The sequence below is a fragment of the Dokdonella aquatica genome, from assembly GCF_051987395.1.
GTDB lineage: Bacteria > Pseudomonadota > Gammaproteobacteria > Xanthomonadales > Rhodanobacteraceae > Dokdonella.
The window spans coordinates 1,299,906-1,325,023 of sequence record NZ_CP197094.1; the positions used below are offsets into that span (position 1 = coordinate 1,299,906).

The following is a 25,118-nucleotide window of genomic DNA, read 5'->3' on the forward strand; positions in this document are numbered from 1 at the left end:
CCTCCGGTGGGTGACGGCCGGACGGCATGCCTGCCGTGCAGCGATGATCCGATTGTCTCAAACGCGCTCGAGGTCTGGAACGCCCGGGCACGCGCGTCGCGGGTCGGATGGACAGGCCGTTGATGCCGAAGTTCACACGGCGGCCTCGACCCCTGCCGGCCCACGGGCGTTCACCCGATCCGGGTCGGGTCGCCGAGCTCGGCGTCGAGCCGCACGGCCTCGGAGACGAGCGCGCGCACGACCTCGTCGTCGATCGCGCTGCCCTCGACGAACGTGGCGGTCGCGAGCTCGTACTTCCCGCCGGGCTTCAGGCGCGGCTCGATCGCGCGCAGGCGCTTGCCGCGCCAGAACCCGAACAGCACGCGCGCCTCTTCGGCGCGGATCAGCAGCACGGGGCCGTTGGCACGGTAGACGATGTGGCTCCAGCGGATGCCTTCGCCGAGTCCGGGCGTCGCGCGCACGAGGGCGCGCAGGCGCGCGACGATGTCGCGCCGCCATCCATCGAGCGCGGCGACGTAGGCTTCCGCATCGACCGCGGGTACAACGCGCTTCATCGGCGGCATGTCACGGGATCCCCGGCAGTCGTGTACACCGATCGTGCAGGAGGCACCGACGGCATGTCGATTCCCCGCCCACCCGATCGTCGACCCGTCATGCGGCGCCGTAAAGCGCGCCGACGACACCCACCACGCCGAGGAGATTCCGATGTCCGATCGCACCGTCCACCTGCACCGCGTGCTGCGCGCGCCCGCCGAGCGCGTCTACCGCGCCTTCCTCGAACCGGCCGCGCTGTGCCGCTGGCTGCCGCCCTACGGCTTCACCGCCGAGGTCCACCACCTCGACGCGAGCGTTGGCGGCACGTTCCGCATGTCGTTCACCCACTTCGCGAGCGGGCACACGCATGCGTTCGGCGGCGAGTACCTCGAGCTCGAACCCGGTCGCCGCATCCGCAACACCGACCGCTTCGACGATCCGGGCCTGCCCGGCACGCTCGAGGTCGACGTCGTGCTGACGCCCGTCTCGTGCGGCACCGAGCTGCAGATCACCCAGTCGGGCATCCCCGAGGCGATCCCGCTCGAGATGTGCACGCTCGGCTGGCAGGAATCGCTGGTCCAGCTCGCGCGGCTGGTCGAGCCCGAGATCCCGGCCTGAGTCAGGGCGTCGCCTGCGCAGGCGTGCCGGCCGGCCATGCGAGCGCTCGCACTTGCGCGACCGTGGCCGCGTCGTAACGCGTACCGACCGGCGTCGACGCGCGCGGCGGCGGCGCGGCCGACGCGCGCACGATGGGCTCGAGCCCGGTGTCGGTGCCGTAGATCGCTGCGTCGACATCGAGCGCGGCGGCGACGGGCCGCGCACCGGTGAGGCGTTCGACGAGCAGCATCGCCTCGAACAGCACGAGGTCGCGCCCCGGATGCATGCCGTCGGCGGCGAACCACGCGAGCGCGGGATCGCGTTCGCGCGACAGGCGGAAACGTTCCGAGATCGCGAGGTACGGTGCACCTATGGCCTGCGCGGCGCGCCGTTCGGCCTCGACGAGCCGCGCCGACACGGCCGCATTGCCCTGGTAGGTGCCGAGCACGACGAGCGCCGCGCCGTGCGCCGACACGCGGCTCGCGATCGACGACAGCGCGCGACGCGACGCGGCCCGCGCGTCGTCGCCGAACGCGCCGAACAGGTCGCCGCCTCGCTCCTTCACGACGACCACGTCGTAGCGGTGCGCAGCGAGTGCAGCGTCGAACGAGCCGTCGTCGACGCGTTGCGCGAGCGTCGCGCCGCCTTCGACGAGCATGTCGCTCGCGGTCGGACGCGAGGTCGCGGCCGCGAGCGCGTCGACCACGGCGGGCAGGTTGCCCGTGTAGACGAGGCTGTTGCCGACGAACAGCACGCGTTGCGGGGCAGGCTCGGCAGCACGCAGTGTCGCGTATCCGGTGAGGAACGACGCGAAAGCGAGCGCCGCGAGAGCAGCGAATCGGATCAGGACAGCCATCACATGGTCGTGGTGGCGGCCACGGTGCGACGCAAGGGTGTCAGGGTTGGCGACCGAATCGCCGGCGTGCGAGCTGCACGACGTCCCCCGAACCGTCGCGTACCGCGACGCCCGAGCGGATCGCCTTGACGAGCTCCTTGCCGAGCGCGTCGTCGCCGAGAGCCTCCGCGAGCACGAGCAGTTCGGCCTGCCAGGTGGCGCGCATCGCGTCCTGCTGCGAGGCGGAGTGACCGCTCCACGCGTAGCCCTTGTCGTTGTACGACGCGGCCGACCCGAGTACGTCGATCAGCCGGTCGACACGCGGATCGCCGTGCGTCACAGGCCCGCGGCGGCCCGCGCGACCGCGCGGAACAGCGCGCGGCCCTTGTTCATCGTCTCCTCCCACTCCCTGGCGGGGTCGGAGTCGTAGACGATGCCGGCGCCGGCCTGCACGTGCAGGCGGCCGTCCTGGATCACCGCGGTGCGGATCGCGATCGCGGTGTCGGCGTCGCCGTTCCAGCCGATGTAGCCGATCGCGCCTGCGTAGATGTTGCGCTTGATCGGCTCGAGTTCGCGGATCACCTCGAGCGCGCGGATCTTCGGCGCACCGCTGACCGTGCCGGCCGGAAACGCCGACTCGAGCACGTCCATGTACGAGAGCCCGTCGCGCAGCTCGCCCTCGACCTGGCTGACGATGTGCATGACGTGCGAGTAGCGCTCGACCACGAAGCTCTCGCTGAGCCTGACGCTACCGGTCGTGCTGACGCGGCCGACGTCGTTGCGGCCGAGGTCGATCAGCATGAGGTGCTCGGCACGCTCCTTAGGATCGGCAAGCAGCTCGGCCTCGAGCGCGGCATCCTGTTCGGGCGTGGCACCGCGCGGGCGCGTGCCCGCGATCGGGCGCAGCACGACCTTGCCGCGCTGCTGGCGCACGAGGATCTCGGGCGACGAGCCGACGATCTGGGTCGCGCCGAGGTCGATGAAGTACATGTACGGCGACGGGTTGAGCGCGCGCAGCGCGCGGTAGACGTCGACCGGACGCGCGCGGAACGGCACGCTGAGGCGCTGCGACAGCACCACCTGGAAGATGTCGCCCGCGCGGATGTACTCCTGCGCGCGGCGTACCGCGTCCTCGAAGCCTTCGCGCGTGAAACCCGAGACGAAGTCGGCCTCGTCGAGCGGCTTCGGATCGAGCGTCTCGGGGTAGCTCGAGCCGGCGTGGCGCAGGCGGAACGCGAGCTCGTCGAGCCTGCGGCGCGCACGCGCATACGCCTGCGGCTGGGACGGATCGGCGTGCACGATCAGGTAGAGGCGGCCCTTGAGGTTGTCGAAGACCGCGACTTCCTCGCTGAGCATGAGCAGCGCATCGGGCGTGCCGAGCTGGTCGGGCTTGTCGACGCGCGCGAAGCGCGGCTCGATCCAGCCGATCGTCTCGAAACCGAAATAACCGACGAGGCCACCCGAGAACGCCGGCAGGTCCGGCAGCTCGGGCACGCGGTACTGCGCGCGCAGGGCCTCGATCGCGGCGAGCGGATCGTCGAGCTCGCGCGTCTCCACGACCTCGCCGAGATCCTCGACCGTGAGCGTGCGGCCGCGCACCGAGAATACGCGCCGGCACGGCAGGCCGATGATCGAGTAGCGGCCCCAGTTCTCGCCGCCTTCGACGGATTCGAACAGGTACGCGTACGGACCGTCGGCGAGCTTGAGGTAGACCGACAGCGGCGTGTCGAGATCGGACAGCACCTCGCGCACGACCGGGATGCGGTTGTGGCCTTGGGCGGCGAGCGCGTCGAACGCGTCCTGGGTGATCACGGGGCAGACCGCTGGAAAACGGGTCGCGACGATAGCAGGGGACCGCCGCGCGCGACAGCGCCGCGCCGGCATAATCCGGTCATGACGTTCATCGAGACCCGCCATCGTCCTCCGTCCCGCTGGCCGGCCGTGCTGCTGGCCGTGGCCATGCTCGCGGTCGCCACGATCGGGCTGGCCCTGATGGTCGTCGTCTCGCCACGCGTACCGTATGCAGACCAGTGGGGCTTCTACCGCCTGCTCATCGAGGAACCGTTCGGGCGCTACCTGTTCATGGCCGAGAACGGCCATCGCGAGGTACTGCCGAAACTCGCGCGCATGGCCGAGTTGCGCTGGCTCGACGCGGACCAGAGCCTGCAGATCGGCGTCGCGATCGTGTTCGCGCTGGCGACGCTCGGCGTGCTCGTGCACGCGACCGCACGGGCACGCCTCGTGCCGGGCACGCGCCTGGCCATCCTCGCGATCGGCGTGCTCGGCGTGTTCTGGACCGGCAATCAGCGCGCGCTCGCGCATCCCAACGACGCGATCCACGCCTACCTCGTCACGTTCTTCGCGTTCGCGGGCATCGCACTCGTGCTGCGTGCTTCGGGCCGCGACGAGACACGCCGCGCGGTCCTCGCCGCGTCGTGCGGCCTCGCCGCGACGTTCTCGTTCGGCAGCGGCATCGCCGCGCTGCCCGCGATGCTGCTCGTGCTCGTTCTGCGCCGCGCACCGTGGGCGGCGTGGTGGCCACTGCTCGCCGGCCTCGCGATCGCGTTCGCGCTGTACCTGACCGGCGCCGCCGAGGCGACCACGACGACGCTGCGCTTCGATCCGGTCGCCCAGCTCGCGATCGGCCTGCACTGGCTCGCCGCGCCCCTCGTCTACGTGTTCTGGCCGCTGCTCGATCCGGCGATCGCGGCGCAGCTGCCGGCCGGACCCGCGCGCGCCGTCGCGACGACCGTGGCCGATGCCTGGGCCGGCGTGTTCGGTCCGATCGATGCCTCGCGCACGCCCCAGATCGTCGTCGGCGCGATCGGCCTCGCCTGGTTCCTTGCGGCGTGCCTGCGTGCGTGGCGTGGACGCGAAGCGGAAGCGCCGGTCGCGCGCCTCGCGCTCGGCATCGCGGGTTTCGCCGCCTGCGTCGGTGCGATCATCGCGCTGTCGCGCGCGACGTACTTCGTCCTGCTTCCGGACCAGATCCAGGCACCGCGCTACCTCGTGTGGTCGAGCCTGTTCTGGGCCGGCCTGCTGATGGCGTGGCTGGCGCATTCACGCGTGCCGGCACGCGCCGTCGGCGTAGCCCTTGCCGTGCTGCTCGTCGTCGCGCCGAGCGAGGTCTGGATGGGTCGCCTCGCACTGGCGATGCGGTCGGCCGCCGACCAGGTCGCGATCGGCGCGACCGTCGGGGTGCTCGCCGAGGACGAGCCGCTCGGCGAGAACCTCATCGAGCAGGTCCGGGCGCTCGTGCCCTTGCTGCGCGAGCGCGGCGAGATCATGTTCGCGTGGCCGGACGCGGCTGCACTCGGCACGGTGCCGGCACGCGTGGTGGAGGTCGTGGCCTCAGACGTCCGTGTCGAGCCGGTGGTCAACCGCTTCGCGGACGAAGGTGCGCGCATCACGCTCACGGTCGAGGATGCGCCGTCCACGCGGCTCGTCGTGCTCGACCCGGACGGTCGCGTGCAAGGCCTCGTGATGCGGGGTCCACTGCCGGGCGACGACCGCTACCGCGGCTGGGTGCGCGGTCGCCCGGACATCGCGTCCTGGCGCGTGGCGGTGATCGAGTAGGACCTCGCGCTTCGCCCCGGCGGCGCCGCACGTTCGCATGCCGGGGTTGCACGCGGCCCGGCGGTACGCATACTCCGGGCAGGGGAGTTCCGATGTCCGTTGCCACGCGCATTCCCGCGCGACACGGACCTGCGAACGACGCGCCGCAGCGCGCACGATGCGCGCCTGCCGCCGTCCGCGCGACGGCGCCCCGCGAGGACAACCACCGCAGAAGGAACCGCCATGGGAGCCTCATCGCCCCGTTCGCCACGACGCGCCGTGCGTGCGTCCGTCTCCGCCCTCCTCGCCGCGCTGATGCTGCTTGTCGCAGCCTGCACCGACGAACGCACGCGCCTGCAGGCCGAAGCCAGGGCCCTCGAGGCACGCGACTGGAACCATCTCGCCGGCCTGCCGGACGCGAAGTCCGTCATCGCGCGCGTCTCGGGCAGCAGCCCGCTGCAGGCGATCGCACGCCAGTGCCAGGCCCTGACCCACCTGCACGGCCTGCTCGACGATCCGATGTTCACGCCGAAGGCGCTCGGCGCGCTGCCGCCGGCCGGGCGCCAGCGTGCCGACGAGTATGCGAAGGCCATCGACGGCGAACTCTATGCGCGCTTCCGCGACACCGGACGTCGTGCGGGAACCTCGCAGGGCGAATGGCGCAAGGCCTGCAAGGGCCAGGGCGCGGCGTGGCAGTTCGAGAAACTCAAGGCCGCCGACTGGACCGCGCTGCTCGCGCCGCCCGCACGTGATCTCGCGGCACGCCAGGTCGCATGGTTCGAGGCCTCGACGTCGACCTACACCGACGCGGTGCAGACCGCACGCGAGCGCAGGATCCTCGCCGAGCGCGTGACCGTGTCGGGCATCGGCCTGCTCGTCACGCTGCTCGGCCTCTTCATGCTGCGTCGCGGCTGGCGCGTCCAGCGCGAACTCGACCGCTACGAGTTCGAGCACCGCACGGACGGCGGCGTCGTGCACTTCGAGACCTACGACGACGCCGTGCGCCACAACCGCCGCCGGGTGGTGGCGATGAAGTTCCTCTATCCGTTCGGCGTGCTGATCACGCTGATCGGCCTCGTCGCCCTGTTCGCGCGCATGTTCGGCTGAGCCTCTCCGGCCGGGTTCGCACGGCTTCAGTCGAAGCCGGTCGTGAAGACATCGTCGCGTACCGTCACGGCGTCGGCGCGCACGATCGCGTAGCGCTGGCTGCCGAGCGGCGACTCGCGGCCCCAGTAGAGCTGCACGTGGGTCGACGACGTGCCGACGAGCGGATGCGGCTCGACATCGTTCTCGGCGGGCGTGGCAGTGACGACGAGCTCGCGCTGCCACGCCACACCGTCGGGCGAGCGGCGCGAGCGCAGGTCGAACTGGCTGCCGTTCGCGGCGATCCAGAACAGGCCGAACGCGCCGTCGGGCATCACGAACGGCAACGAATCGTGGTGGTTTCCGCCGGTCGTGAACGCGCGTGCCGGCGCACTCCAGTCGCGCACGTCGGTGGTCGTCTCGACGAACAGCTGCAAGGCCGAGCTGCCGACCTGGTAGCTCGCGAGGTAGACACCGTCGCTCTCGCGGTAGGCGATGCGCGGCAGCTGGCTCGATGCGGCGATCGACGTCTGCAGCGTGTCCCAGGTGACGCCGTCGTCGGTCGACTGCGCGACGTAGGATCCGCCCTGGATGCGCTGGTAGCTCATCGTCAGCGTGCCGTCGGCATGACGGATCACGTGCGGGTTGATCTCGCCGGGCGTGCTCCAGCCGAGGTCGAGTGCGGGCTGCTCGGCGAACGCTGCCCCGTCGCTGCTGGTGGCGCGATGGATGCGGTAATTGCTGCTGCCCGAACCCTTGAGGTAGAACAGCGCGAACGCGTCCGGCGCGAGCTGCAGCAGCGCCGGGTGACGCTCGGTGGCGCTGGTCGACACGACCGGCGAAGGCGCGCTCCAGGTCGCACCGTCGTCCACCGAGCGGGTCACGAGCAGGTCGCCGTTGCCTGCATCGAGGCGCTCGAACACGAGCAGGAGGTCGCCCTGCGTGGTGCGGATCACCGAAGGCTGGTAGTCGGTGCGCGTGCCGTCGGTGACGGCCGTCGGCTGCGCCTGCGCGGCGGCGCCGGCGACGAGCGCCATGCCGGTTGCCCATGCACGTGCCGCGCGTCGTCGCGTCCGTATCGTCTCAATCATGCGCATCTCCCCTCCCGATCCGTCGACGCGGCATGCCGCGCAGATGCAAGGTGAACTCGACGCCGTCACCGGCGGGCAGGTTGCGCGCGGTGGCGCGGCCCGCATGCAGCTCGGCGACGAGCTTGACCACGTAGAGGCCCAGCCCGAGATGCGGGGTCTCGCCCGCGCCACGCGCCTGCGGCTCGCGCACGCTCACGAGCGTGTCGAAGAGGCGGTCCTGCATCGCTTCGGGCAGGGTCGGGCCGCGGTTGGCCATGCGCACGAACCAGCCGTCGTCCCCGGCGGGTTCGACCGCGAGACGGATCCAGCCGCCTTCGGGCGTGAACGAGCGCGCGTTGTCGAACAGCTTGTCGAGGGCCTGCGCGACGAGGTCGGGTGCCCCGTGCAGCGGCATCGGACCTGCGGGCGCTTGGAGGCGGACGTCGCGCGAGCCGGCCACCGCGCGGTAACCGTCGGCACAGCCGGTGACGAGTGCGCGCAGGTCGACATCTTCCGCTTCGGCACCCGAGATCGCACGCTCGATGCGGCTCGACTCGCTCATCGCGCGCACGATCGTGCCGAGGCGCTCGGCACCGTCGCGTGCACGCCCGAGGTAGGCGCGTGCACCGTCACCGGGCACGTGGTGGTCGAGGTTGTCGAGCGACGACTTGACGATCGCGAGCGGCGTGTTGAGCTCGTGCGAGAGCTTCGAGGCGAGCGTGCGGAGGTAGTCCGTGTAGCCGCCGACCTCGTCGAGCAGGCGTCCGAAGCTGCGCGCGAGGTCGCCGAGCTCGTCGGGCGAGTCGACGAGCGGCAGGGGTCCTGCGAGGCGACCGCCGCCCTGCGTCGCGCGCTCGGCGGCGTCACGCAGGCGACGGATGCGCAGCGACAGCATGCCGCCGAACACGAGCAGCAGTCCCGCGGTGACGCCGAACGCGAGCAGGCTCGCGCCGAGCAGGCTCGACAGCGCGCGGTTGGCCAGCGCCGGCACGGCCGGATTGGCCTGTTCGACGACGAGCGCGCCACGCACCGCGCCGTCGCGTCGCAGCGGCACCGCCGCCGACAGCAGGATGCCTGCATCGCCGGACGCGACGCGCCAGCTCGTCGCGTCCTCTCCCGCCAGCGCGGGGCGCAACGCCGCATCGCCGAGGCGCGCGGGATCGGCGTCGGACGACGTGTACGCACGCGACGCATCCGGAGGCGAAGCGAGCACGAGCCAGTAGACGAGCCGCGCGAACAGACCTTGCTCGCCGGGTGCACCCTGCGCATCGAGCTTGCCGCCCGCGCCGACCACCCAGCCGTCCGCCGAGACCATGCTCACGCGCACGTGCGGCGGCGCGAGCCGCGCGAGGATGCGCCCCGTGTCCGCGCTGTAGCCGAGCAACGCGAGCGGTTCGCCTTCGAACGGGGCGGCGTCGGCGCTGTCGTGGACGGTGAAGGCGAGGCGCTCGGGTGCGGCGACGCGCGCGATGCGCAGCTCGAAGCGATAGCCCGAGCCGTCTTCCTGCCACTCGCCGGTGAGACGGTCGGGAAGGGCGCTGCCGCGCTCGAGTGCCGTCGCTTCGAAGCGGCCCGGCGCCGCGCTCGCGATGCGGTAGCGCCGTGATTCGTCGCCACGCTGCAGGGTGAGGTCGACGTGGTCGCTGGCCGCGACCGCGAGCGTGCGTGCATCGACGCGAGCACGCGTCGCATCGCGCACCTCGGCGAACAGGTACAGCCACTCGCGGTCCTCGGCGAGCATGACGCGCAGCTTGCCGGGCTCCGAGGCTGGCCCGATCGCCTGCTCGTACGGCTTGTACGGCTGCCAGTCGTCGGCGTAGCCGTCAATGCGCAGGATCGCCTTGCGTTCGTGCACGTACAGCGCGGTGCCCGGTGCGGGTGGCTCGACCGCGAGTGCATCCAGCGCGCGGGCGAGCGTGCTCGCCGAGGCGAGCAGGGTCTGTTCCTGGCCTTGCCGAAGCAGCGCTTCGGTCTGGCGCACGAACTGCCAGCCGGCCCATGGCAGGCTCAGCGTCGACAGCGCGACCAGCAGCAGCTTGAGGCGCAGCGACATCAGCAGCCCACGCGCACGGCGACGGTCACGACCGCGTCACGGCACGTCCTCGCAACGGTATTCAGGGCTTCCACCGGTAGCCTGCGCCGTGCACGGTGTCGATCGCGTCGAACGCGGGATCGATCGCGATGAACTTCTTGCGGATGCGCTTGATGTGCGAGGTGATCGTGGCGTCGTCGACGACCACCTGGGCATCGCGCATGAGCTGCTCGCGGCTCTTCACGTGGCCCGGGAAGCGCACCAGCGTGTGGACCATCCAGAACTCGGTCACGGTCAGCGGCACGTCCTCGCCGTTCCAGGTGATGCGCATGCGCTCGGATTCGAGCCGCAGCGGCCCCTGCTCGAACACGTTGTCGGCCTGGGCGGGCTTGCGCAGCGCGTCGACGCGCCGGAACAGCGCGCTGATGCGCGCGGCGAGCTGGTGGAACGACACGTCCTTGGCGAGGTAGTCGTCGGCACCGAGGCGCAGGCCCGAGATCACGTCGAAATCCGAATCGCGCGCCGTCAGGAAGAGGATCGGCAGCGTCGTCGCCTTGGCGCGCAGCCAGCGGCACAGGTCGAAGCCGCCCTCGGGCTCGTCGCCGAGGCCGACGTCGATGATGACGAGCTCGGGCAGGCGCTGCGTGAACGCGGCCTCGGCCTCGGGACGCGAGCCGTAGCCGCGCACCTCGTAGCCGACGCGCGTGAGCGCCTCGACGTAGTTGGCGCGGATCAGCGGTTCGTCCTCGACGATGGCGATGCTGCGCGGCATGGGAATCCTCCTTCAGGGCGCGGCGAGCTTACGCAGCGCCGTACGAACCGCGCAATGCGCGGCGCACGATTGCCCGCAAACCGCCATGAATGATCGTCGCGAGGCCACGGACGTGGCGCGGCGCAGCCTTCGCGCGGCCTCGCAATGCGGGCCGTACACCACGAAGGAGCCCGCCATGAAAGCGCCACGCGAGAACGACACCGACCTGCACCGCGGCATCGAGCCGCTGCGCACCACGTTCGCGATCCTGATCCTGCTGCTCGGTTTCGTCGCCGGTGCACGCGCGGACAGCGGCTTCGGCGTGCTCGAGGCGCGCGCAGGCGATGCCGAGCCGGTCGAGCTCGTCGCGCTGTCGAGCACGGTCGACGTCACCGTGTCGGGGCTCGTCGCCGAGGCGCGCATCCGTCAGCGCTTCACGAACACCTCCGACGCATGGGTCGAGGCACAGTACCTGCTGCCGCTGCCCGATGGCGCGGCCGTGCACGACCTCGAGCTGCGCATCGGCTCGCGCGTCGTGGTCGGCGAGATTCGCGAGAAGGAGCAGGCACGCGCCGAGTACGTCGAGGCCGCCGCAAGCGGACGCCGTGCCGCCCTCGTCGAGGCGGACCGTCCGCAACTGTTCCGCACCGCGGTCGCGAACATCGCGCCCGGCGAGACCGTCGAGGTCGACGTGCGCTGGTGGCAGTCGATCGCCTACCGCGACGGCCGTTTCCGCTTCGCGCTGCCGCTGACCTACACGCCGCGCTACACGCAGGCCGCGGGCGTCGAAGGCGCCACGGGCAACCCTTCCGCCGACGATGCCCATGCCAGCCAGGCTCCGCGCGTCGGCGTGCGCGTCGCGATCGACGCCGGCCTCGAGCTCTCGCGGGTCGAGAGTGCGAGCCACCGCATCGCGGTCGCGCGTGACGGCCGTCGCCACACGGTCACGCTCGCGGACGGCGAGGTGCCGGCCGACCGCGACTTCACGCTCGAGTGGACGCCGGTGCTCGGCGCCGAACCCGCCGCCGCCGTGCTCGCCGAGCAACGTGGTGGCGAGACCTATGCGATGGTCATGCTGATGCCGCGCGAAGAGCTCGCCAACCCGCTGCCGCGCGAGCTCGTGCTCGTCGTCGACACCTCGGGCTCGATGGAGGGCGAATCGCTGCGCCAGGCGCGTGCCGCACTCGATCTCGCGCTGACGTCGCTGACGCCGCGCGACCGCTTCAACGTGATCCAGTTCAACTCGGTCACCGAGGCGCTGTTCGATGCGCCGGTCGCCGCCCAGCCGGGCGACGTGAAGCGCGCGCGCGAATGGGTCGCACGCCTGCAGGCGACCGGTGGCACCGAGATGGCACCCGCCCTCGAACGCGCGCTCGCCGGTGCACCGCCTGCCGGCTACGTGCGCCAGGTCGTGTTCGCGACCGACGGCGCGATCGACGACGCCGGCCGCCTCTACACGCTGATCGACCGCGACCTGCGCGAATCGCGCCTGTTCCCGGTCGGCATCGGCAGCGCACCGAACACGACCTTCATCGAGCGCGCGGCGACGCTCGGCCGGGGCACGTCGATCACGATCGCCGACATCGGCGAGGTGAGCGAACGCATGCGCACGCTGTTCACCAAGCTCGAACGACCGGCACTGCGCGACGTCACGCTCGCGTGGCCCGGTGCGGCCGAGGTCTACCCGAGTCGCCTGCCCGATCTCTACGCGGGCGAGCCGCTGCTCGTCGTCGCGCGCCTGCCGGCCACGAACGGCTCGCTGCACGCGAGCGCGCACGCCGACCTCGCACCGTGGCAGGTCAGCCAGCGCCTCGACGGCGCGGCGCACACGAGCGGCGTCGCACGCCTGTGGGCGCGTCGCAAGATCGACGATCTCGAACGCTCGCTCGATGTCGGCGGCGATGCATCCGCCGTGCGCGAAGGCATCCTCGCACTCGCCCTCGATCACCACCTCGTCACGCGCTACACGAGCCTCGTCGCGGTCGAGAAGACGCCCGCGCGCCCGCTCGAGGCCGACCTCGCCTCGACGCGCGTCGCCAACGGTGCCCCGACCGGCGGTGTCGCGTTCGCGTCGACCGCGACGGGCGCACCGGTCCAGCGCCTGCTCGGCTTCGGTCTGCTCGCGCTCGCCCTGCTCACGATGCTCGCGGCCCGCCGCGTGCGCCACGCCTGACTCACGGAGAATCCCATGAACACGTTCGCGAAGATGTTCCTGCGTCGCCGCGGTCCGCGCGCGGCGCGCCACGACGACACCTGGCTCGGTGGCGAGGCGCTCGTCGCACCGTTGCCGGTGACGCCTCGTGCAGATCCCGTCCCTCGGCCTCGCGACGACGCGCGTGACCGCGGCGACGACTGGATCGCCATCTGAGGCCACCGTGATGACGCGCCCACATCGCCTTCTGCAGCTCGTCGCCCTCGTATTGGCCTTGTCGGGCAGCGCGGCACTCGCGCACGGTTGCTGGCTGCCGGCCAAGGCCTGGCTCGCGCAGGTGCTGCTGCAGCGTGCGTGGGAGCGCGTCGAAGCCGGCGAGGCCGAAGCGAAACCGTGGCCATGGGCCGACACCTCACCGGTCGCACGTCTGCGCATGCCACGCCTGGACGTCGATACGATCGTGCTGCGCGGCGATTCGGGACGCACGCTCGCGTTCGGACCGGGCTGGACCGAGTCGAGTGCGTTGCCGGGCGAGCGCGGACTCAGCGTGGTCAGCGCCCATCGCGACACGCATTTCGCGTTCCTGCGCGAGGCACGCGTCGGGGATGAGGTCGCGATCGAACGCGACGGGCGCGTCACCGCGTACCGCATCGATGCGCTGCGCGTGGTCGATGCGCGACGCGAGCGCATCGACACCTCGGTCGACGGCGACACGCTCGTGCTGGTGACCTGCTGGCCGTTCGACGCGCTCGATGCGCGCGGGCCGCTGCGCTACGTCGCCCTCGCCCATCCGCTCGCGGCGGGCGAGGGCGCGTAGCGCGACCGGATCATTCCTCGTCGCGCGCCGGCGCATCGCGGCGCGGCGCGGGACCGTCGCCGCCGCGCGGGCCCGGTCCGCCCCGCGAGGCCAGTTCGCGCGGACCGTGCGCGGGCTTCACCTTCGCCTCGACGTAGCGCTGGTAGCCCTCGTCGCCGAGCGCACCGCGCAGGCGCTTGTCGGCATCCTCGTCGATGCGGCGATGCTCGCCGCGCTGCCTGATCGCGAGCTCGTCGTGCGCATCGCGACGCGTGGCCTCGATGCGGCGAACCTCGGTCTGCTGCGCCGGCGTGAGGCCGGCAGCGATCGCGGCCACATCGTGCGGCGGCGGTCCGTGGTCACGGCCCGGCGGGCCCGGCTGGGCGTGGGCGCAAACGGCGGCCAGCAGGAGGCCGCTCCCGGCGAAAGCGCGGAAGTGCATGCTCATGGGATCTCCTCGGTGGATCCGCGGCGTGGCGCGGATCGCGTTGTCGGGGTCAGGAAGGAAACGACCCCGGGTACCGGGGGTTGCCTGATCTCCGTCGGGAGCGCGCAGTATCGGGGGACGGTGTGCTCGTGGTCGGTAGCACGCTGCGCTGTTGTTCCGGAGACGGCGTACCCGGGGTCGTTTCAATGTGGAGAATGGGCCACAAACATGTTCCGCGGTCGCAGGAATCAAGGAAAAATGAAGGAGTCCCGGACCGTCCCGACACGAGGCGCTAAGGTGTCCGTCCCTTCGATCCCGCACCCTCCATGCATCTGCGACTCTGGCAACGGCTGTTCCTCGTCATCGCCGCGCTGAGCGGCCTGGCGCTGGCCGGGTTCGCGACGTGGCAGCAGCGCGACTTCCGCCGCGGCTTCATCGGCTATCTGGACGAGGTCGCGCTCGAACGCCTGCAGCCCGCGGCCAATCGCATCGCGGCGGCCTATGCCGACCACGGCAACTGGGACTTCCTGCGCGGCGACGAACGCCGCTTCGCGATGCTGATCGAGCCCGACCCGCGCGAAGCCGCGCGACGCGAGGCCTTGCCGCCGCCACTGCCACCCGCGGGGCCCAGCGGTGATGCGATCGTCGTACCCGGCGCGCCGCCGCCACGCCTCGTGCCGCCCGGCATCATGGCGCGGCTGCAGCTCGTGGATGCGGACGATCTGCCGATCGTCGGCAACGCCGAGCTGCCCCAGCGCTCGCAGGGCATCGCGGTGACGCTCGACGACGTGCGCATCGGCACGCTGCGTCTCGGTGCACTGCCGCAGCTGCGTGGCGGCGCCGACATCGCGTTCGCGCGCGAGCAGACCCGCAACGCGCTGATCGCGGGCGCCGGCGTGCTCGCCGCGGCGCTGCTGCTCGCGTTCGCGCTCGCGCGCTGGATGCTCGAGCCGGTGCGTGCGCTCGCCGACGGCACGCGCGCGCTCGCCGAAGGCGACTACGCACGCCGCATCGCCTCGTCGCGCCGCGACGAGCTCGGCGCGCTCGCGCACGACTTCAACCACCTCGCCACGACGCTCGAGCAGCACCGCGAGGCACGCCGGCGCTGGGGCACCGACATCGCGCACGAGCTGCGCACGCCGCTGAGCATCCTGCGCGGCGAGATCCAGGCGCTGCAGGACGGCGTGCGCTCGCTCACCCCGCAGGCGCTCGCTTCGCTGCACGCCGAGTGCGACCGCCTCGGCGCACTCGTCGAGGACCTCTACCAGCTCGCGCTCGCCGATGCGGGAGCCCTGGAGTACCGCTTCGAAACGCTCGACCTGACCGAGCTCGTGCGCGATACGCTCGACATGCACCGCCACGCGCTCGCCGACGCCGGCCTCGCGCTCGAGCACGACCTGCGCGACGTGCCGCCCGTGCGCGGCGATGCGCGCCGTCTCGCCCAGCTCGTCGACAACCTGCTCGGCAACACGCTGCGCTACACCGACGCCCCGGGCCGCGTGCGCGTGAGCCTGGCCACCGCGGCCGACCGCCACGTGCGCCTGGTCGTCGAGGATTCGCCGCCCGGCGTGCCCGGCGAGGCACTGCCGCAGCTGTTCGATCGCCTGTTCCGCGTCGAACGCTCGCGCAACCGCGCCGCCGGCGGCGCGGGCCTCGGCCTCGCGATCTGCCGTGCGATCGTCGATGCGCACGAGGGACGCATCGAGGCGCGCACCTCGTCGCTCGGCGGTCTCGCGATCGTCATCCACCTTCCCCTGCAGGATGCTGCCCCATGACCCCATCCCCGCACGTGCTGATCGTCGAGGACGAACCCAAGCTCGCCGCGCTGCTGCGCGACTACCTCGCCGCGTCGGGTTACCGCGTCGACGTGCTCGACACGGGTCGCGGCGCGGTCGACTGGATCCGTGCGCATGCGCCCGACGTGATCCTGCTCGACCTCATGCTGCCCGGCGAGGACGGCCTCGCGATCTGCCGCGGGGTGCGCACGTTCTCGGCCGTGCCGATCCTCATGGTCACCGCGCGCGTCGAGGAGATCGACCGCCTGCTCGGGCTCGAGCTCGGCGCCGACGACTACATCTGCAAGCCGTTCAGCCCGCGCGAGGTGGTCGCACGCGTCAAGGCCGTGCTGCGCCGCGCCGCGGGCACAGCGCCGACGCCGGAGGCGGCCGTCGTGCTCGACGAGGAGCGCTTCGAGGCCCGCATCGGCGGGCGTCCGCTCGTGCTCACGCCGGTCGAGTTCCGCCTGCTGCGCAAGCTCGCAGGCCAGCCCGGCCGCGTGTTCTCCCGCGCGCAGCTCATCGAGGCGCTGTACGAGGACCACCGCGTGGTCAGCGACCGCACCGTCGACAGCCACGTCAAGAACCTGCGCCGCAAGCTCGCCGATGTCGGCCACGACCCGATCTCGGCCGTGTACGGCGTCGGCTACCGCTTCGAGTGGCCCGATCCGGACGCCGACGCCGCGGCGTGACGCGCGTCCGGCCCGGCACCTGCCGCGGCCGCTACACTCGGCGGTGCTGCCAGCCGAGCCCGTGAGGAATGTTCCCCGCGACGGCGAGCCCGCCCGGTGCCTCGTGCGTCCCTGCCCGTCCGCCGTCGCATCCGCGGCGGCGCGTGCCGTGCGGATCGTGCTGGCGAGGCACTGCGGGCATGCGCCGGAAGCGTGTGCCCGTGACCGCGTCGCACGGAACACGTCCACACGCAGGAGACGTCCATGACCTCCAGGCTCCATCCCCACCGCATCGGCGCCGCGCTCGCGCTGACCTTCGCCACGCACGCTGCCACGGCGCAGATTCCAGCCTACGACACGCTGCAGCAGCAGGCGCGCAGCAACCTCATCGTCAACGACGACGGCTGGAACCTGCCGCCGGGCTCGTCGTTCAACAGCATCACCGCGACCCTCAACGATGCCGGGCAGGTCGCGTTCCCGGTACAGCTCGTGCCGATCGGCGGCAACCTCTCCAACACCGCGCCCGGCGTATGGCTCGGCACGAACGGCAGCGGCGGGATCGTCGCCACGCTGCCTTCGGAGAGCATCGGCGACCGCGTCGCGATCAATGCGACCGGCCAGCTCGCCTACTACGGCTTCGGCGACGCCTACACGCTGCGTCGCTGGGATGCGGCCGGTGGCGAAGGCCAGGTCGGCACCTCGCCGCTGTTCCCGACCGGCATCGGCGCCGTCTCGCTGAGCGACGACGGCGTGATCGGCTGGCGCGGTTCGTTCTCGGGCGGGCAGGCCCTCGTGTCGACGCTCGGCACGAGTTCGTCCCTGCACGCGCAGAGCACCGGCCTCGATCCTGCGAGCACCTACGCGTTCCTCTACACGCCGTCGATGAATGCGTCGCGCCTCATCGCCGCCAAGGTCAACATCGGCACGACCACGCCGGCCGAGATCCGCGTGTTCGCGAGCGATGGGTCCAGCACACGCGTCGTCGCCGACACCTCGCTCGATCCGGCCTCGCCGTTCGACCGCTTCGACAACAGCCTCGCCTTCAGCGACGGCGGCTCGATCGCGGTCGTGCTGCGCGTGGCCAGCGGCACGGTGCGCGCGGTCTACCGCTTCGATCCGCTCGACGGCGGCGGCTACGCGGCGACCGAGATCGCACGCGTGCAGGCGGCCGGCACGATCCGCGAGATCGATTCGTTCCCGCCCGACGTCAACGACGACGGCCTCGTCGTGTTCCGTGCACGCGACGCGGCCGGGCAGGCAATCTACGTCGGCGACGGCAGCACGCTGGTGCGCGTCGTCGGCCAGGGGACGGTCGTCGACACCGACCTGGGCACCGGCCAGGTCGGCCAGCACGACACCTCGCCGATCTTCAGCGGCGCACCGACGATCAACGCCGCCGGCGCGGTCGCGTTCATCGCCGGCCTGCATCCGCAGGGCAACAACCAGGTCGAGTGGGGCAGCGGCGTGTTCGTCGCGAAGGCCGCGTCCGGCGATACGATCTTCACCGACGGCTTCGACGGCTGAAGACCCGGCCCGGCCGACGCCTCGCGGTGTCACGTCGACCGGGCCATTCCGCGTCATCCGGGCATGGCTCTTGCTAGTCAACGGACTCTGAAAAACGACAGCCGCCTCGAGCGGCGATCCTGGGAGGGGTGCACCATGCTCGACCGTTCCATTCCCGCCAAGACCGATGCCGGCCGCCTCGAGATCGAACAGCGCACGCTGCGCCTCGGCGCGCGCCAGCGCACCGTGCTGATCTCGATCAACGGCGAACGCACGCTCGGCGAGATCCGCCGCCAGTTCGAATCGATCGGCAACGTCGACGCGATGATCGGCGAACTCGCCGATGCGGGCCTCATCGAAATCACGGGCGCGACGCCCGCCGCCAACGCGGCCGACGTGTCCGTGCCGGAGTCCGCGCCGGCCGCCGCCACCGCGGTGCCCGACGAGCTCGCGCCGCTTCCGGCCGCGCGCAAGTACATGAACGACACGGTGGTCTCGCACCTCGGCCTGCGCGCGTTCCTGTTCTCGCTGCGCATCGAGAAGTGCTATTCCAAGCGTGAACTGTTCGAGCTGCTGCCCGAGTTCCGCCGCCAGCTGCGCAAGGTCGTCGACAACGACCGCGTGAACGCCTGCCACGAGGAAGCCGAGGCGCTCATCGCGCGCATCTGAGTCGCCTCGCGCGCGGCGCCGCTGTCCGGGCGGCGCTCACGCATGCGATGCTCGTGCGCGTCCTTCCGCGGCGCCGCGCATGCTCAACGTCCTCTGGTTGTCGTTCTTCCTCGTCGCCACCGTGGCCGCGCTCGCGCGCTGGCTGCTCGGCGGCGAAGGCACCGTGTTCGCGGCGATGGTCGGCAGCCTGTTCGACATGGCGCGGCTGTCCGTCGAGGTCATGGTGCTGCTGTTCGGCACGCTGACGCTGTGGCTCGGCTTCCTGCGCATCGCCGAGAAGGCCGGCCTCGTCGACGCGCTCGCGCGCCTGCTCGGGCCGCTGTTCGCGCGGCTCATGCCGGGCGTGCCGCGCGGGCATCCCGCGATCGGCCTCATCACGCTCAACTTCGCCGCCAACGGCCTGGGCCTCGACAACGCCGCGACGCCGATCGGCCTGCGCGCGATGCGCGAACTGCAGACGCTCAATCCGAAGCCCGAGACCGCGACGGATGCGCAGATCCTGTTCCTCGTGCTCAACGCGTCGTCGCTGACCGTGCTGCCGGTGTCGATCTTCATGTACCGCGCGCAGCAGGGTGCGGCCGATCCGACGCTGGTGTTCCTGCCGATCCTGCTCGCGACCAGCGTCTCGACGCTGGTCGGCCTGCTGACCGTCGCGGTCATGCAGCGCCTGAAGCTGTGGGACCCGGTCGTGCTCGCGTTCCTCGGCGGCGGCGCCCTCCTGCTCGGCGGCTTCATGGCCGTGCTCGCGACACTGTCCGCGACCGCGCTCGCGGCACTCTCGTCGCTGCTCGGCAACCTCGTGCTGTTCGGCATCGTCGTCGCATTCCTGGTCGCGGGCGCGTTGCGTCGCGTGCCGGTCTACGAAAGCTTCGTCGAAGGCGCGAAGGAGGGCTTCGACGTCGCCCGCAACCTGCTGCCCTATCTCGTCGCGATGCTGTGCGCGGTCGGCGTGCTGCGTGCCTCGGGCGCGCTCGACCTGCTGCTCGACGGCATCCGCTGGCTGGCGGCACTCGGCGGTGGCGACACGCGCTTCGTCGACGCCCTGCCGACCGCGCTGGTCAAGCCGTTCTCGGGCAGTGCCGCACGCGCGATGCTGATCGAGACGATGCAGACCCACGGCGTCGACAGCTTCCCGGCGTTGCTCGCGGCGACGATGCAGGGCAGCACCGAGACCACGTTCTACGTGCTCGCGGTGTACTTCGGCGCGGTCGGCATCCAGCGCATGCGCCACGCGGTCGGCTGCGCACTGCTCGCCGACCTCGGCGGCGTGCTCGCCTCGATCGCCGTGTGCTACTGGTTCTTCGGCTGAACACCCCACGGTCGCGACACCGGCGGCGCTGGACGCGAACCGCGCGAGAGGGCACGATCGACTGTTGGTTTCGCTGTCGAATCGCCCTCCCGGCCCCATGGACGAGACGCTCTTCCGCCAGTTGCTGTCGCGCAGCGCCGCCTCGGTGCTGGACCGGCGCACGCTCGACAAGGGTGCGGAGTACCTGCGCGGCGGCCGCGTGCGCGACATCTGGTTCCGCCAGGACGCGGGTGCCGGCATGGCCTTCGGCGCGGTCAAGGGCACCGAGTCGGAACCGTACACGGCCGGCATCCGCATCGCGGTCAGCGGCGGCCGACCGCATGTCGACACGCAGTGCACCTGCCCGCTCGAGGGCGAGTGCAAGCACGTCGCCGCGGTCGCGCTCAAGGTGCTCGGCGCCCGCGTGCCCGATGCGACGCCGGAGTCGCCGACCTCGGGCAAGCCCGACCTCGGCCCGTGGAAGCGCTGGTTCGAATCGCTCGAGGCGCCGCGCACGCCGCTGCCGCGTGCACCCAAGCCCGACACCGCGCAGGTGTTCGGCATCCTGCTGCGCATCGGCGACGGCACGCTGCCGCGCCTGCTCGCCCAGCCCGTCTGGCTCAAGCCGAACCGCCGCGGCGGACTCGGTTCGCCGCAGCCGGTCGGACACACGTACTACGGTGGCGATCCCTGGGAACGCCTCACGCCCGAGCAGTTCGAGCACGTCGCGCGCCTGCGCATGGGCCAGAGCGGCTATGCGGCGAGTGGCCAGGCCTACTCGCTGACGGGACAGCGCGACGAATCGCTGCTCGAGATCCTGCTGGCCAGCCATCCATGCTTCGTCGACAAGCCGTCGGCGGGTCGCGTGAGCGCGGGCGCGCCGCGCAACCTGCAGTGGGCCTGGCAGACCGGCGAGGACGGCAACCAGACCCTGGTCGCACGCCTCGATGTGGCGTCGGCGAAGACGCGCCTGCTGCGCATCGACGGCGTCTGGTACTTCGATCCCGAGCAACGCACGCTCGGTCGTGTCGACGGCGACGCGCGCCTCGTCGAGGCCGCGCTGCGCGCGCCGACGCTGCTGCCCGAGCAGGCGCCACTCGTCGACGACCGCCTGCAGAGCCTCGAAGCCGTGCGCGCCCTGCCAAGGCCCGCGCGACCCGATGCGGCCGAGGTGCATCGCGTCGAACCCTCGCCCGTGCTGACCCTGCGAGCCTTCCCCGTGATGACCGCGGCGAGCGGCACGCCCGTGCGCTACCAGGCCGGCGTGATGCGCCTCGGCTTCGACTACGGCGGCCCGACGCTGCCGTTCTCGGCCAGCGCGAAGACGCGCGAACGCCGCATGCACGACGGACGCCTGCTCGAGATCGTGCGCGATCGCGCCGCCGAGATCGCCGCCGTCGAACGCCTCGAGGCCCTCGGTTTCATCGATGCGGACCTGCTGCCGCCGGTGCCCGGCGTCAACCGCGAAGCCTTCAGCGACGGCGATTTCGTGCCCGAAGCGAGGCGTGGCCAGCTCGCCGCGGCCGAGCAGGTGTTCGCGCTCGCGCCACGGCTGCGCGAGCAGGGTTTCCGCCTCGAGACCGAGGCCGGCTTCCCGTTCGAATTGCTCGACGAGCCCGAGCGCTGGTATGCCGAGGTGGACGACAGCGGCAACGCCTGGTTCGACCTCAGCCTCGGCATCGACATCGGCGGCGAACGCGTCGACCTGCTGCCGATCCTGCGTCGCCTGCTCGCCGATCCGGCATTCCCGCTGCTGCCGCGCCGTGGCGAGGACGAAGACGCGGTCTGGCTCGTGCCGCTCGACGCGCGCCGTCGCGTGCCGCTGCCGCTCGGCCGCCTGCGGGCGCTGATCGCTCCGCTGCTCGAATGGCTGCAGGAGGCGCCGGACCGCGACGACGACATCGACGGCGCGCTGCGCCTGCGCCGCGCGCACGCCGGCGTCGTCGACGAGCTCGCCGGCCGCAGCGGCCTGCCGTGGCGCGGCGGCGAGCGCCTGCGCGCCGAGCTCGAGCGCCTGCAGGGCATACGCGAACCCGCGACCGAACCGCCCGGCCTCATGGCGACCCTGCGCAGCTACCAGCGCGACGGCCTCGCCTGGCTCGGCTTCCTGTCCGACGCCGGGCTCGGCGGCGTGCTCGCCGACGACATGGGGCTCGGCAAGACCGTGCAGGTGCTCGCCCATCTGCTCGTGGAGAAGCAGCGTGGTCGCCTCGACAAGCCGGCGCTCGTCGTCGCACCGACCAGCCTCGTCGCGAACTGGCGCAACGAGGCGCGCCGCTTCACGCCCGATCTCTCGCTGCTCGTGCTGCACGGCCCCGAACGCGGCGGCCTGCACGAGGCGATCCCGCGCCACGACCTCGTCGTGACCACCTATCCGCTGCTCGCGCGCGACCGCGACGAGCTCGTCGCGCACGAGTACGCGCTGCTCGTGCTCGACGAGGCGCAGGCGATCAAGAACCCGAAGAGCCAGGCCGCGAAGATCGTGCGCGAGATCCCCGCGCGGCGCCGTCTCGCGATGACCGGCACGCCGCTCGAGAACCACCTCGGCGAACTGTGGGCGCAGTTCGACGCGGTCGAACCGGGGCTGCTCGGCAACGACAAGCACTTCACGCGCTTCTACCGCACGCCGATCGAGAAGCACGCCGACGTCGAGCGCCGCGAGCGCCTCGGCCGCCGCATCGCGCCGCTGCTGCTGCGCCGGCGCAAGGAAGAAGTGCTCGACGACCTGCCCGAGAAGACCGTCGTCACGCACGCGATCGAACTCGACGGCGCGCAGCGCGAGCTCTACGAGTCGCTGCGCCTGGCCCAGCACGAGCGCGTGCTCGCCGAGGTGCACAAGCGCGGCCTCGCGCAGAGCGGCATCGTCGTGCTCGACGCGCTGCTCAAGCTGCGCCAGGCCTGCTGCGATCCGCGCCTGGTCAAGCTCGACAACGCACGCCGCGTCGACGGTTCGGCCAAGCTCGAGCTGCTGCTCGAACTCGCCGACAGCCTCGTCGCCGAAGGTCGCCGCATCCTCGTCTTCAGCCAGTTCGCCGAGATGCTCGCGCTGATCGGCGAAGCCTTCGACGCACGCGGGCTGCGCTGGCAGACGTTGACCGGCCAGACCCCCGGCACGCAGCGCGCCGAGCTCGTCGAGCATTTCCAGGGCGGCCATGTGCCGATCTTCCTGATCAGCCTCAAGGCCGGCGGCGTCGGCCTCAACCTGACCGCGGCCGACACCGTGATCCACTACGACCCGTGGTGGAACCCGGCGGTCGAGGCGCAGGCCACCGATCGCGCGCACCGCATCGGCCAGGACAAGCGCGTGTTCGTCTACAAGCTCATCTGCGCGGGCACGGTCGAGGAGAAGATCCAGGCCCTGCAGCAACGCAAGGCCGACCTCGCCGCGGCCGTGCTCGAGGGTGGCAGCACGCAGAGCCTGCGTTTCGACGAGGCCGACCTCGCCGAGCTGTTCGCGCCGTTGTGAGGCGACGCCGCGGCGCGTGACCGCGCACGTCGGCGTGGATACGATCCGGACGGGGATCGGGATCGAGGGAACGATGCGACGCCAGGGACGCATCACGCAGTGGAACGACGACAAGGGCTTCGGCTTCATCACGCCGAGCGCGGCCGGTGCACGCGTGTTCGTGCACGTCAGCGCGATGCGGCGCGGACAGCCGAGGCCCGCCGGCGGCGAACTCGTCACGTTCGAGCTTGCGAGCAATGCGCGCGGCCCGACCGCGCTCGACGTCGCGCACGTGATGTTGGCATCGGCTCCGCCTGCCGCCACGCGCGGCAGCGGCACATGGCCCGCGATGATCGGCGCATGCTTCCTCCTGCTCACGGCCGTGCTCGCGTTCGTGCATCACCTGCCACCGGTCGTGCCCCTCGCCTACGCGCTCCTGAGCCTCGTGACGTTCGTCGCCTACGGCCTCGACAAGTCCGCGGCGCGGGCCGGACGCTGGCGTACGCCCGAGCGCACGCTGCACTTGCTCGCGCTCACAGGCGGCTGGCCCGGCGCCGCGATCGCGCATCGCGTGCTGCGACACAAGTCGAGCAAGCGCGCATTCCGCAACGTGTTCTGGACCTGCGTGGTGCTCAACGCCGCCGCGTTCGGCTGGCTGTGCCTGTCCGCCGGTGGCCGGCAATGGCTCGCCGTGCTCGAAGTGCTCACGCGCTGGCGATGAGGACGCCGTCCCGCCCGATTCCGCGTTCTTTACATGTCCCGTAGTGAAATCGACGCACGCGGTGCGCTAGATTCGTTCTTCGACCATCACAGGGAGCGTGAGTCATGCGTCATGCCGGCATCATCCTTTCGGGCGCGATCGCGCTCGGCCTCGTCCCGGGGATCGCCTCGGCCTGCCACGCGACGTTCAACGAGACGTGGACCTCCGGCGGCAGCGCCACGTGGTCCGGCGCAGGCAACGACTGCGTGCTCGAGGCGACCGTCAGTTCGAGCACTCCCGCGGCAGCGACCGTGCACTACCGCCGCGCGCGCCCCGACGCCCCGCTGCGCCTGAGCTTCCGCGTCGATCCGCCCGTGCCGACGTGGAACTCGAACACGTCGTTCACGATTGCGCGCGGCACGGCCGACCGCGTTCCGGTCGGTGCACCGATCCAGGCGGCGTTGTTCGGCGTGGGCCTCGTGGGCAACCCGGCGGGAACGCAGGTTCGGGCGACCCTCTCGGCGGCGTGCGGCAGCGAGCCCGGCGGCGTGTGCGCGATCGCGGTCCCGGCGCCGCTGACGTTTCCCCACCTCGTGACGATCGAACTGCAGCTGGGTGCCGGCGCCGCGGGACGCCTGCTGTACTGGGCCGGGGAGGACACCTCGGGCCCGCCGACCGCGACGATCGAGAACCTCGACAATGCGGCCTGGGGTGGCGTGGAGCGCGTGAGCCTCGGCGTCTCCGATCCGACTGACGGGTACATATCGACCTTCAACGGCGAACCGGTCGTCTTCGATGCGATCTCGGCATCGGAGCCCTACATCTTCTGGAGCGACTTCGAGCTCGGTGCCGGCCATCCGGTCGCCTCGAACGCCAGTCCGATCCCCATGACCTCTCAATCGGTGGTCGGCACGACCTGCGGCGGCAGCGACGCGTTGCCCGTGCTCGCCTCGGGCAGCACGCGCGTGGCCGGGCCGAAGGTGATCCACAGCTTCACCGTCGGCGCCTCGCAGATGCCGGTCTTCTCGCTCACGTCGGAGGTCGCGACCACGCAGATGTTCGTCTGCGAGGATGGCGTGTCGACGACGTCGCGCTGCGTCGGCGCCGGCAAGCCGGGCTCTCCGATCATGGTGTCGCAGCCCGGTCGCTACCAGCTCGTGATCGGTGACCGTCTCGGCGGCTGCGGCACCTACGTCCTGAGTGTCGGGCCGCTCGGCCTCGGCGGCTGATTCTGC

The 25,118-nt window shown here is 71.6% G+C and carries 22 protein-coding genes; 14 read left to right on the top strand and 8 right to left on the bottom strand.

All coding sequences use genetic code 11. The features are described from left to right. Positions 1-170: 170 nt before the first annotated feature. Positions 171-563, bottom strand: coding sequence for a DUF1801 domain-containing protein (locus ACQQ2N_RS05780; protein WP_440224736.1), 393 nt, complete (start codon positions 561-563; stop codon positions 171-173). Between the two features lie 142 nt (positions 564-705). Between ACQQ2N_RS05780 and ACQQ2N_RS05785 the strand changes: the two genes are divergently transcribed. After that, the gene (locus ACQQ2N_RS05785; protein WP_440224737.1) at positions 706-1,152 is read left to right on the top strand and encodes an SRPBCC family protein; all 447 of its coding nucleotides are present in this window, start codon (positions 706-708) and stop codon (positions 1,150-1,152) included. A 1-nt stretch (position 1,153) separates the two neighbouring features. Here the strand turns inward: ACQQ2N_RS05785 and ACQQ2N_RS05790 are convergent, their stop codons facing one another. From ACQQ2N_RS05790 to trpE, 3 genes are read right to left on the bottom strand one after another with little or no spacing between them, the layout of a single operon-like run. After that, entirely contained in the window at positions 1,154-1,987 is an 834-nt protein-coding gene (locus ACQQ2N_RS05790) for a hypothetical protein (RefSeq protein ID WP_440224738.1), read from the bottom strand. 40 nt (positions 1,988-2,027) lie between these two features. After that, on the bottom strand, positions 2,028-2,306 hold the full coding sequence (locus tag ACQQ2N_RS05795) for a hypothetical protein (protein WP_440224739.1): 279 nt from the start codon (positions 2,304-2,306) through the stop codon (positions 2,028-2,030). Continuing rightward, the gene (gene trpE, locus ACQQ2N_RS05800) at positions 2,303-3,778 is read right to left on the bottom strand and encodes an anthranilate synthase component I (protein WP_440224740.1); all 1,476 of its coding nucleotides are present in this window, start codon (positions 3,776-3,778) and stop codon (positions 2,303-2,305) included. The genes ACQQ2N_RS05795 and trpE overlap by 4 nt, the downstream gene beginning before the upstream one ends. Positions 3,779-3,859: 81 nt before the next feature. On the opposite strand from trpE, the gene ACQQ2N_RS05805 reads away from it, so the two are divergent. Next, positions 3,860-5,542 carry a hypothetical protein gene (locus tag ACQQ2N_RS05805; RefSeq protein WP_440224741.1) on the top strand — a complete coding sequence of 561 codons (1,683 nt, stop codon included), beginning with the start codon at positions 3,860-3,862 and terminating at the stop codon, positions 5,540-5,542. Between the two features lie 258 nt (positions 5,543-5,800). Next, entirely contained in the window at positions 5,801-6,628 is an 828-nt protein-coding gene (locus ACQQ2N_RS05810) for a hypothetical protein (RefSeq protein ID WP_440224742.1), read from the top strand. A gap of 26 nt (positions 6,629-6,654) precedes the next feature. Here ACQQ2N_RS05810 and ACQQ2N_RS05815 read toward each other — a convergent pair whose 3' ends face one another. The 3 genes from ACQQ2N_RS05815 to pdsR form a co-directional block, all read right to left on the bottom strand. After that, complete coding sequence (locus ACQQ2N_RS05815) at positions 6,655-7,695, bottom strand: sialidase family protein (protein WP_440224743.1); 1,041 nt, start codon at positions 7,693-7,695, stop codon at positions 6,655-6,657. Next, positions 7,688-9,727: an ATP-binding protein gene (locus tag ACQQ2N_RS05820; protein WP_440224744.1), complete on the bottom strand. Its 2,040-nt coding sequence runs from the start codon at positions 9,725-9,727 to the stop codon at positions 7,688-7,690. The genes ACQQ2N_RS05815 and ACQQ2N_RS05820 overlap by 8 nt, the downstream gene beginning before the upstream one ends. Positions 9,728-9,788: 61 nt before the next feature. Continuing rightward, on the bottom strand, positions 9,789-10,478 hold the full coding sequence (gene pdsR / locus ACQQ2N_RS05825) for a proteobacterial dedicated sortase system response regulator (RefSeq protein WP_440224745.1): 690 nt from the start codon (positions 10,476-10,478) through the stop codon (positions 9,789-9,791). Positions 10,479-10,653: 175 nt separating this feature from the next. On the opposite strand from pdsR, the gene ACQQ2N_RS05830 reads away from it, so the two are divergent. Genes ACQQ2N_RS05830 through ACQQ2N_RS05840 form a run of 3 tightly spaced genes read left to right on the top strand, consistent with a single transcriptional unit; the run spans position 10,654 to position 13,426 of the window. Continuing rightward, entirely contained in the window at positions 10,654-12,630 is a 1,977-nt protein-coding gene (locus tag ACQQ2N_RS05830; RefSeq protein ID WP_440224746.1) for a marine proteobacterial sortase target protein, read from the top strand. Positions 12,631-12,645: 15 nt separating this feature from the next. Continuing rightward, positions 12,646-12,825: a hypothetical protein gene (locus ACQQ2N_RS05835; protein WP_440224747.1), complete on the top strand. Its 180-nt coding sequence runs from the start codon at positions 12,646-12,648 to the stop codon at positions 12,823-12,825. A gap of 10 nt (positions 12,826-12,835) precedes the next feature. Beyond that, the gene (locus ACQQ2N_RS05840; protein WP_440224748.1) at positions 12,836-13,426 is read left to right on the top strand and encodes a class GN sortase; all 591 of its coding nucleotides are present in this window, start codon (positions 12,836-12,838) and stop codon (positions 13,424-13,426) included. 10 nt (positions 13,427-13,436) lie between these two features. Here the strand turns inward: ACQQ2N_RS05840 and ACQQ2N_RS05845 are convergent, their stop codons facing one another. After that, the gene (locus ACQQ2N_RS05845; RefSeq protein WP_440224749.1) at positions 13,437-13,853 is read right to left on the bottom strand and encodes a hypothetical protein; all 417 of its coding nucleotides are present in this window, start codon (positions 13,851-13,853) and stop codon (positions 13,437-13,439) included. A 305-nt stretch (positions 13,854-14,158) separates the two neighbouring features. Between ACQQ2N_RS05845 and ACQQ2N_RS05850 the strand changes: the two genes are divergently transcribed. The 8 genes from ACQQ2N_RS05850 to ACQQ2N_RS05885 all read left to right on the top strand — a co-directional run bounded on the left by ACQQ2N_RS05850 (position 14,159) and on the right by ACQQ2N_RS05885 (position 25,112). Next, entirely contained in the window at positions 14,159-15,607 is a 1,449-nt protein-coding gene (locus tag ACQQ2N_RS05850; RefSeq protein WP_440224750.1) for an ATP-binding protein, read from the top strand. Next, positions 15,604-16,299, top strand: a complete 696-nt coding sequence (locus ACQQ2N_RS05855; RefSeq protein WP_440224751.1) for a response regulator — start codon at positions 15,604-15,606, stop codon at positions 16,297-16,299. The genes ACQQ2N_RS05850 and ACQQ2N_RS05855 overlap by 4 nt, the downstream gene beginning before the upstream one ends. 243 nt (positions 16,300-16,542) lie before the next feature. Continuing rightward, positions 16,543-17,802 carry a choice-of-anchor tandem repeat NxxGxxAF-containing protein gene (locus tag ACQQ2N_RS05860; RefSeq protein ID WP_440224752.1) on the top strand — a complete coding sequence of 420 codons (1,260 nt, stop codon included), beginning with the start codon at positions 16,543-16,545 and terminating at the stop codon, positions 17,800-17,802. Positions 17,803-17,937: 135 nt separating this feature from the next. Then, positions 17,938-18,450: a hypothetical protein gene (locus ACQQ2N_RS05865; protein WP_440224753.1), complete on the top strand. Its 513-nt coding sequence runs from the start codon at positions 17,938-17,940 to the stop codon at positions 18,448-18,450. Between the two features lie 79 nt (positions 18,451-18,529). After that, positions 18,530-19,759: a nucleoside recognition domain-containing protein gene (locus ACQQ2N_RS05870; protein ID WP_440224754.1), complete on the top strand. Its 1,230-nt coding sequence runs from the start codon at positions 18,530-18,532 to the stop codon at positions 19,757-19,759. 97 nt (positions 19,760-19,856) lie between these two features. Then, a complete protein-coding gene (locus tag ACQQ2N_RS05875; protein ID WP_440224755.1) occupies positions 19,857-23,204 on the top strand; it encodes an SNF2-related protein in 3,348 nt (1,115 codons plus the stop codon). Positions 23,205-23,277: 73 nt separating this feature from the next. Next, a complete protein-coding gene (locus tag ACQQ2N_RS05880) occupies positions 23,278-23,904 on the top strand; it encodes a DUF1294 domain-containing protein (protein WP_440224757.1) in 627 nt (208 codons plus the stop codon). Positions 23,905-24,008: 104 nt separating this feature from the next. Further along, on the top strand, positions 24,009-25,112 hold the full coding sequence (locus ACQQ2N_RS05885; protein WP_440224758.1) for a hypothetical protein: 1,104 nt from the start codon (positions 24,009-24,011) through the stop codon (positions 25,110-25,112). Positions 25,113-25,118 lie beyond the last annotated feature (6 nt).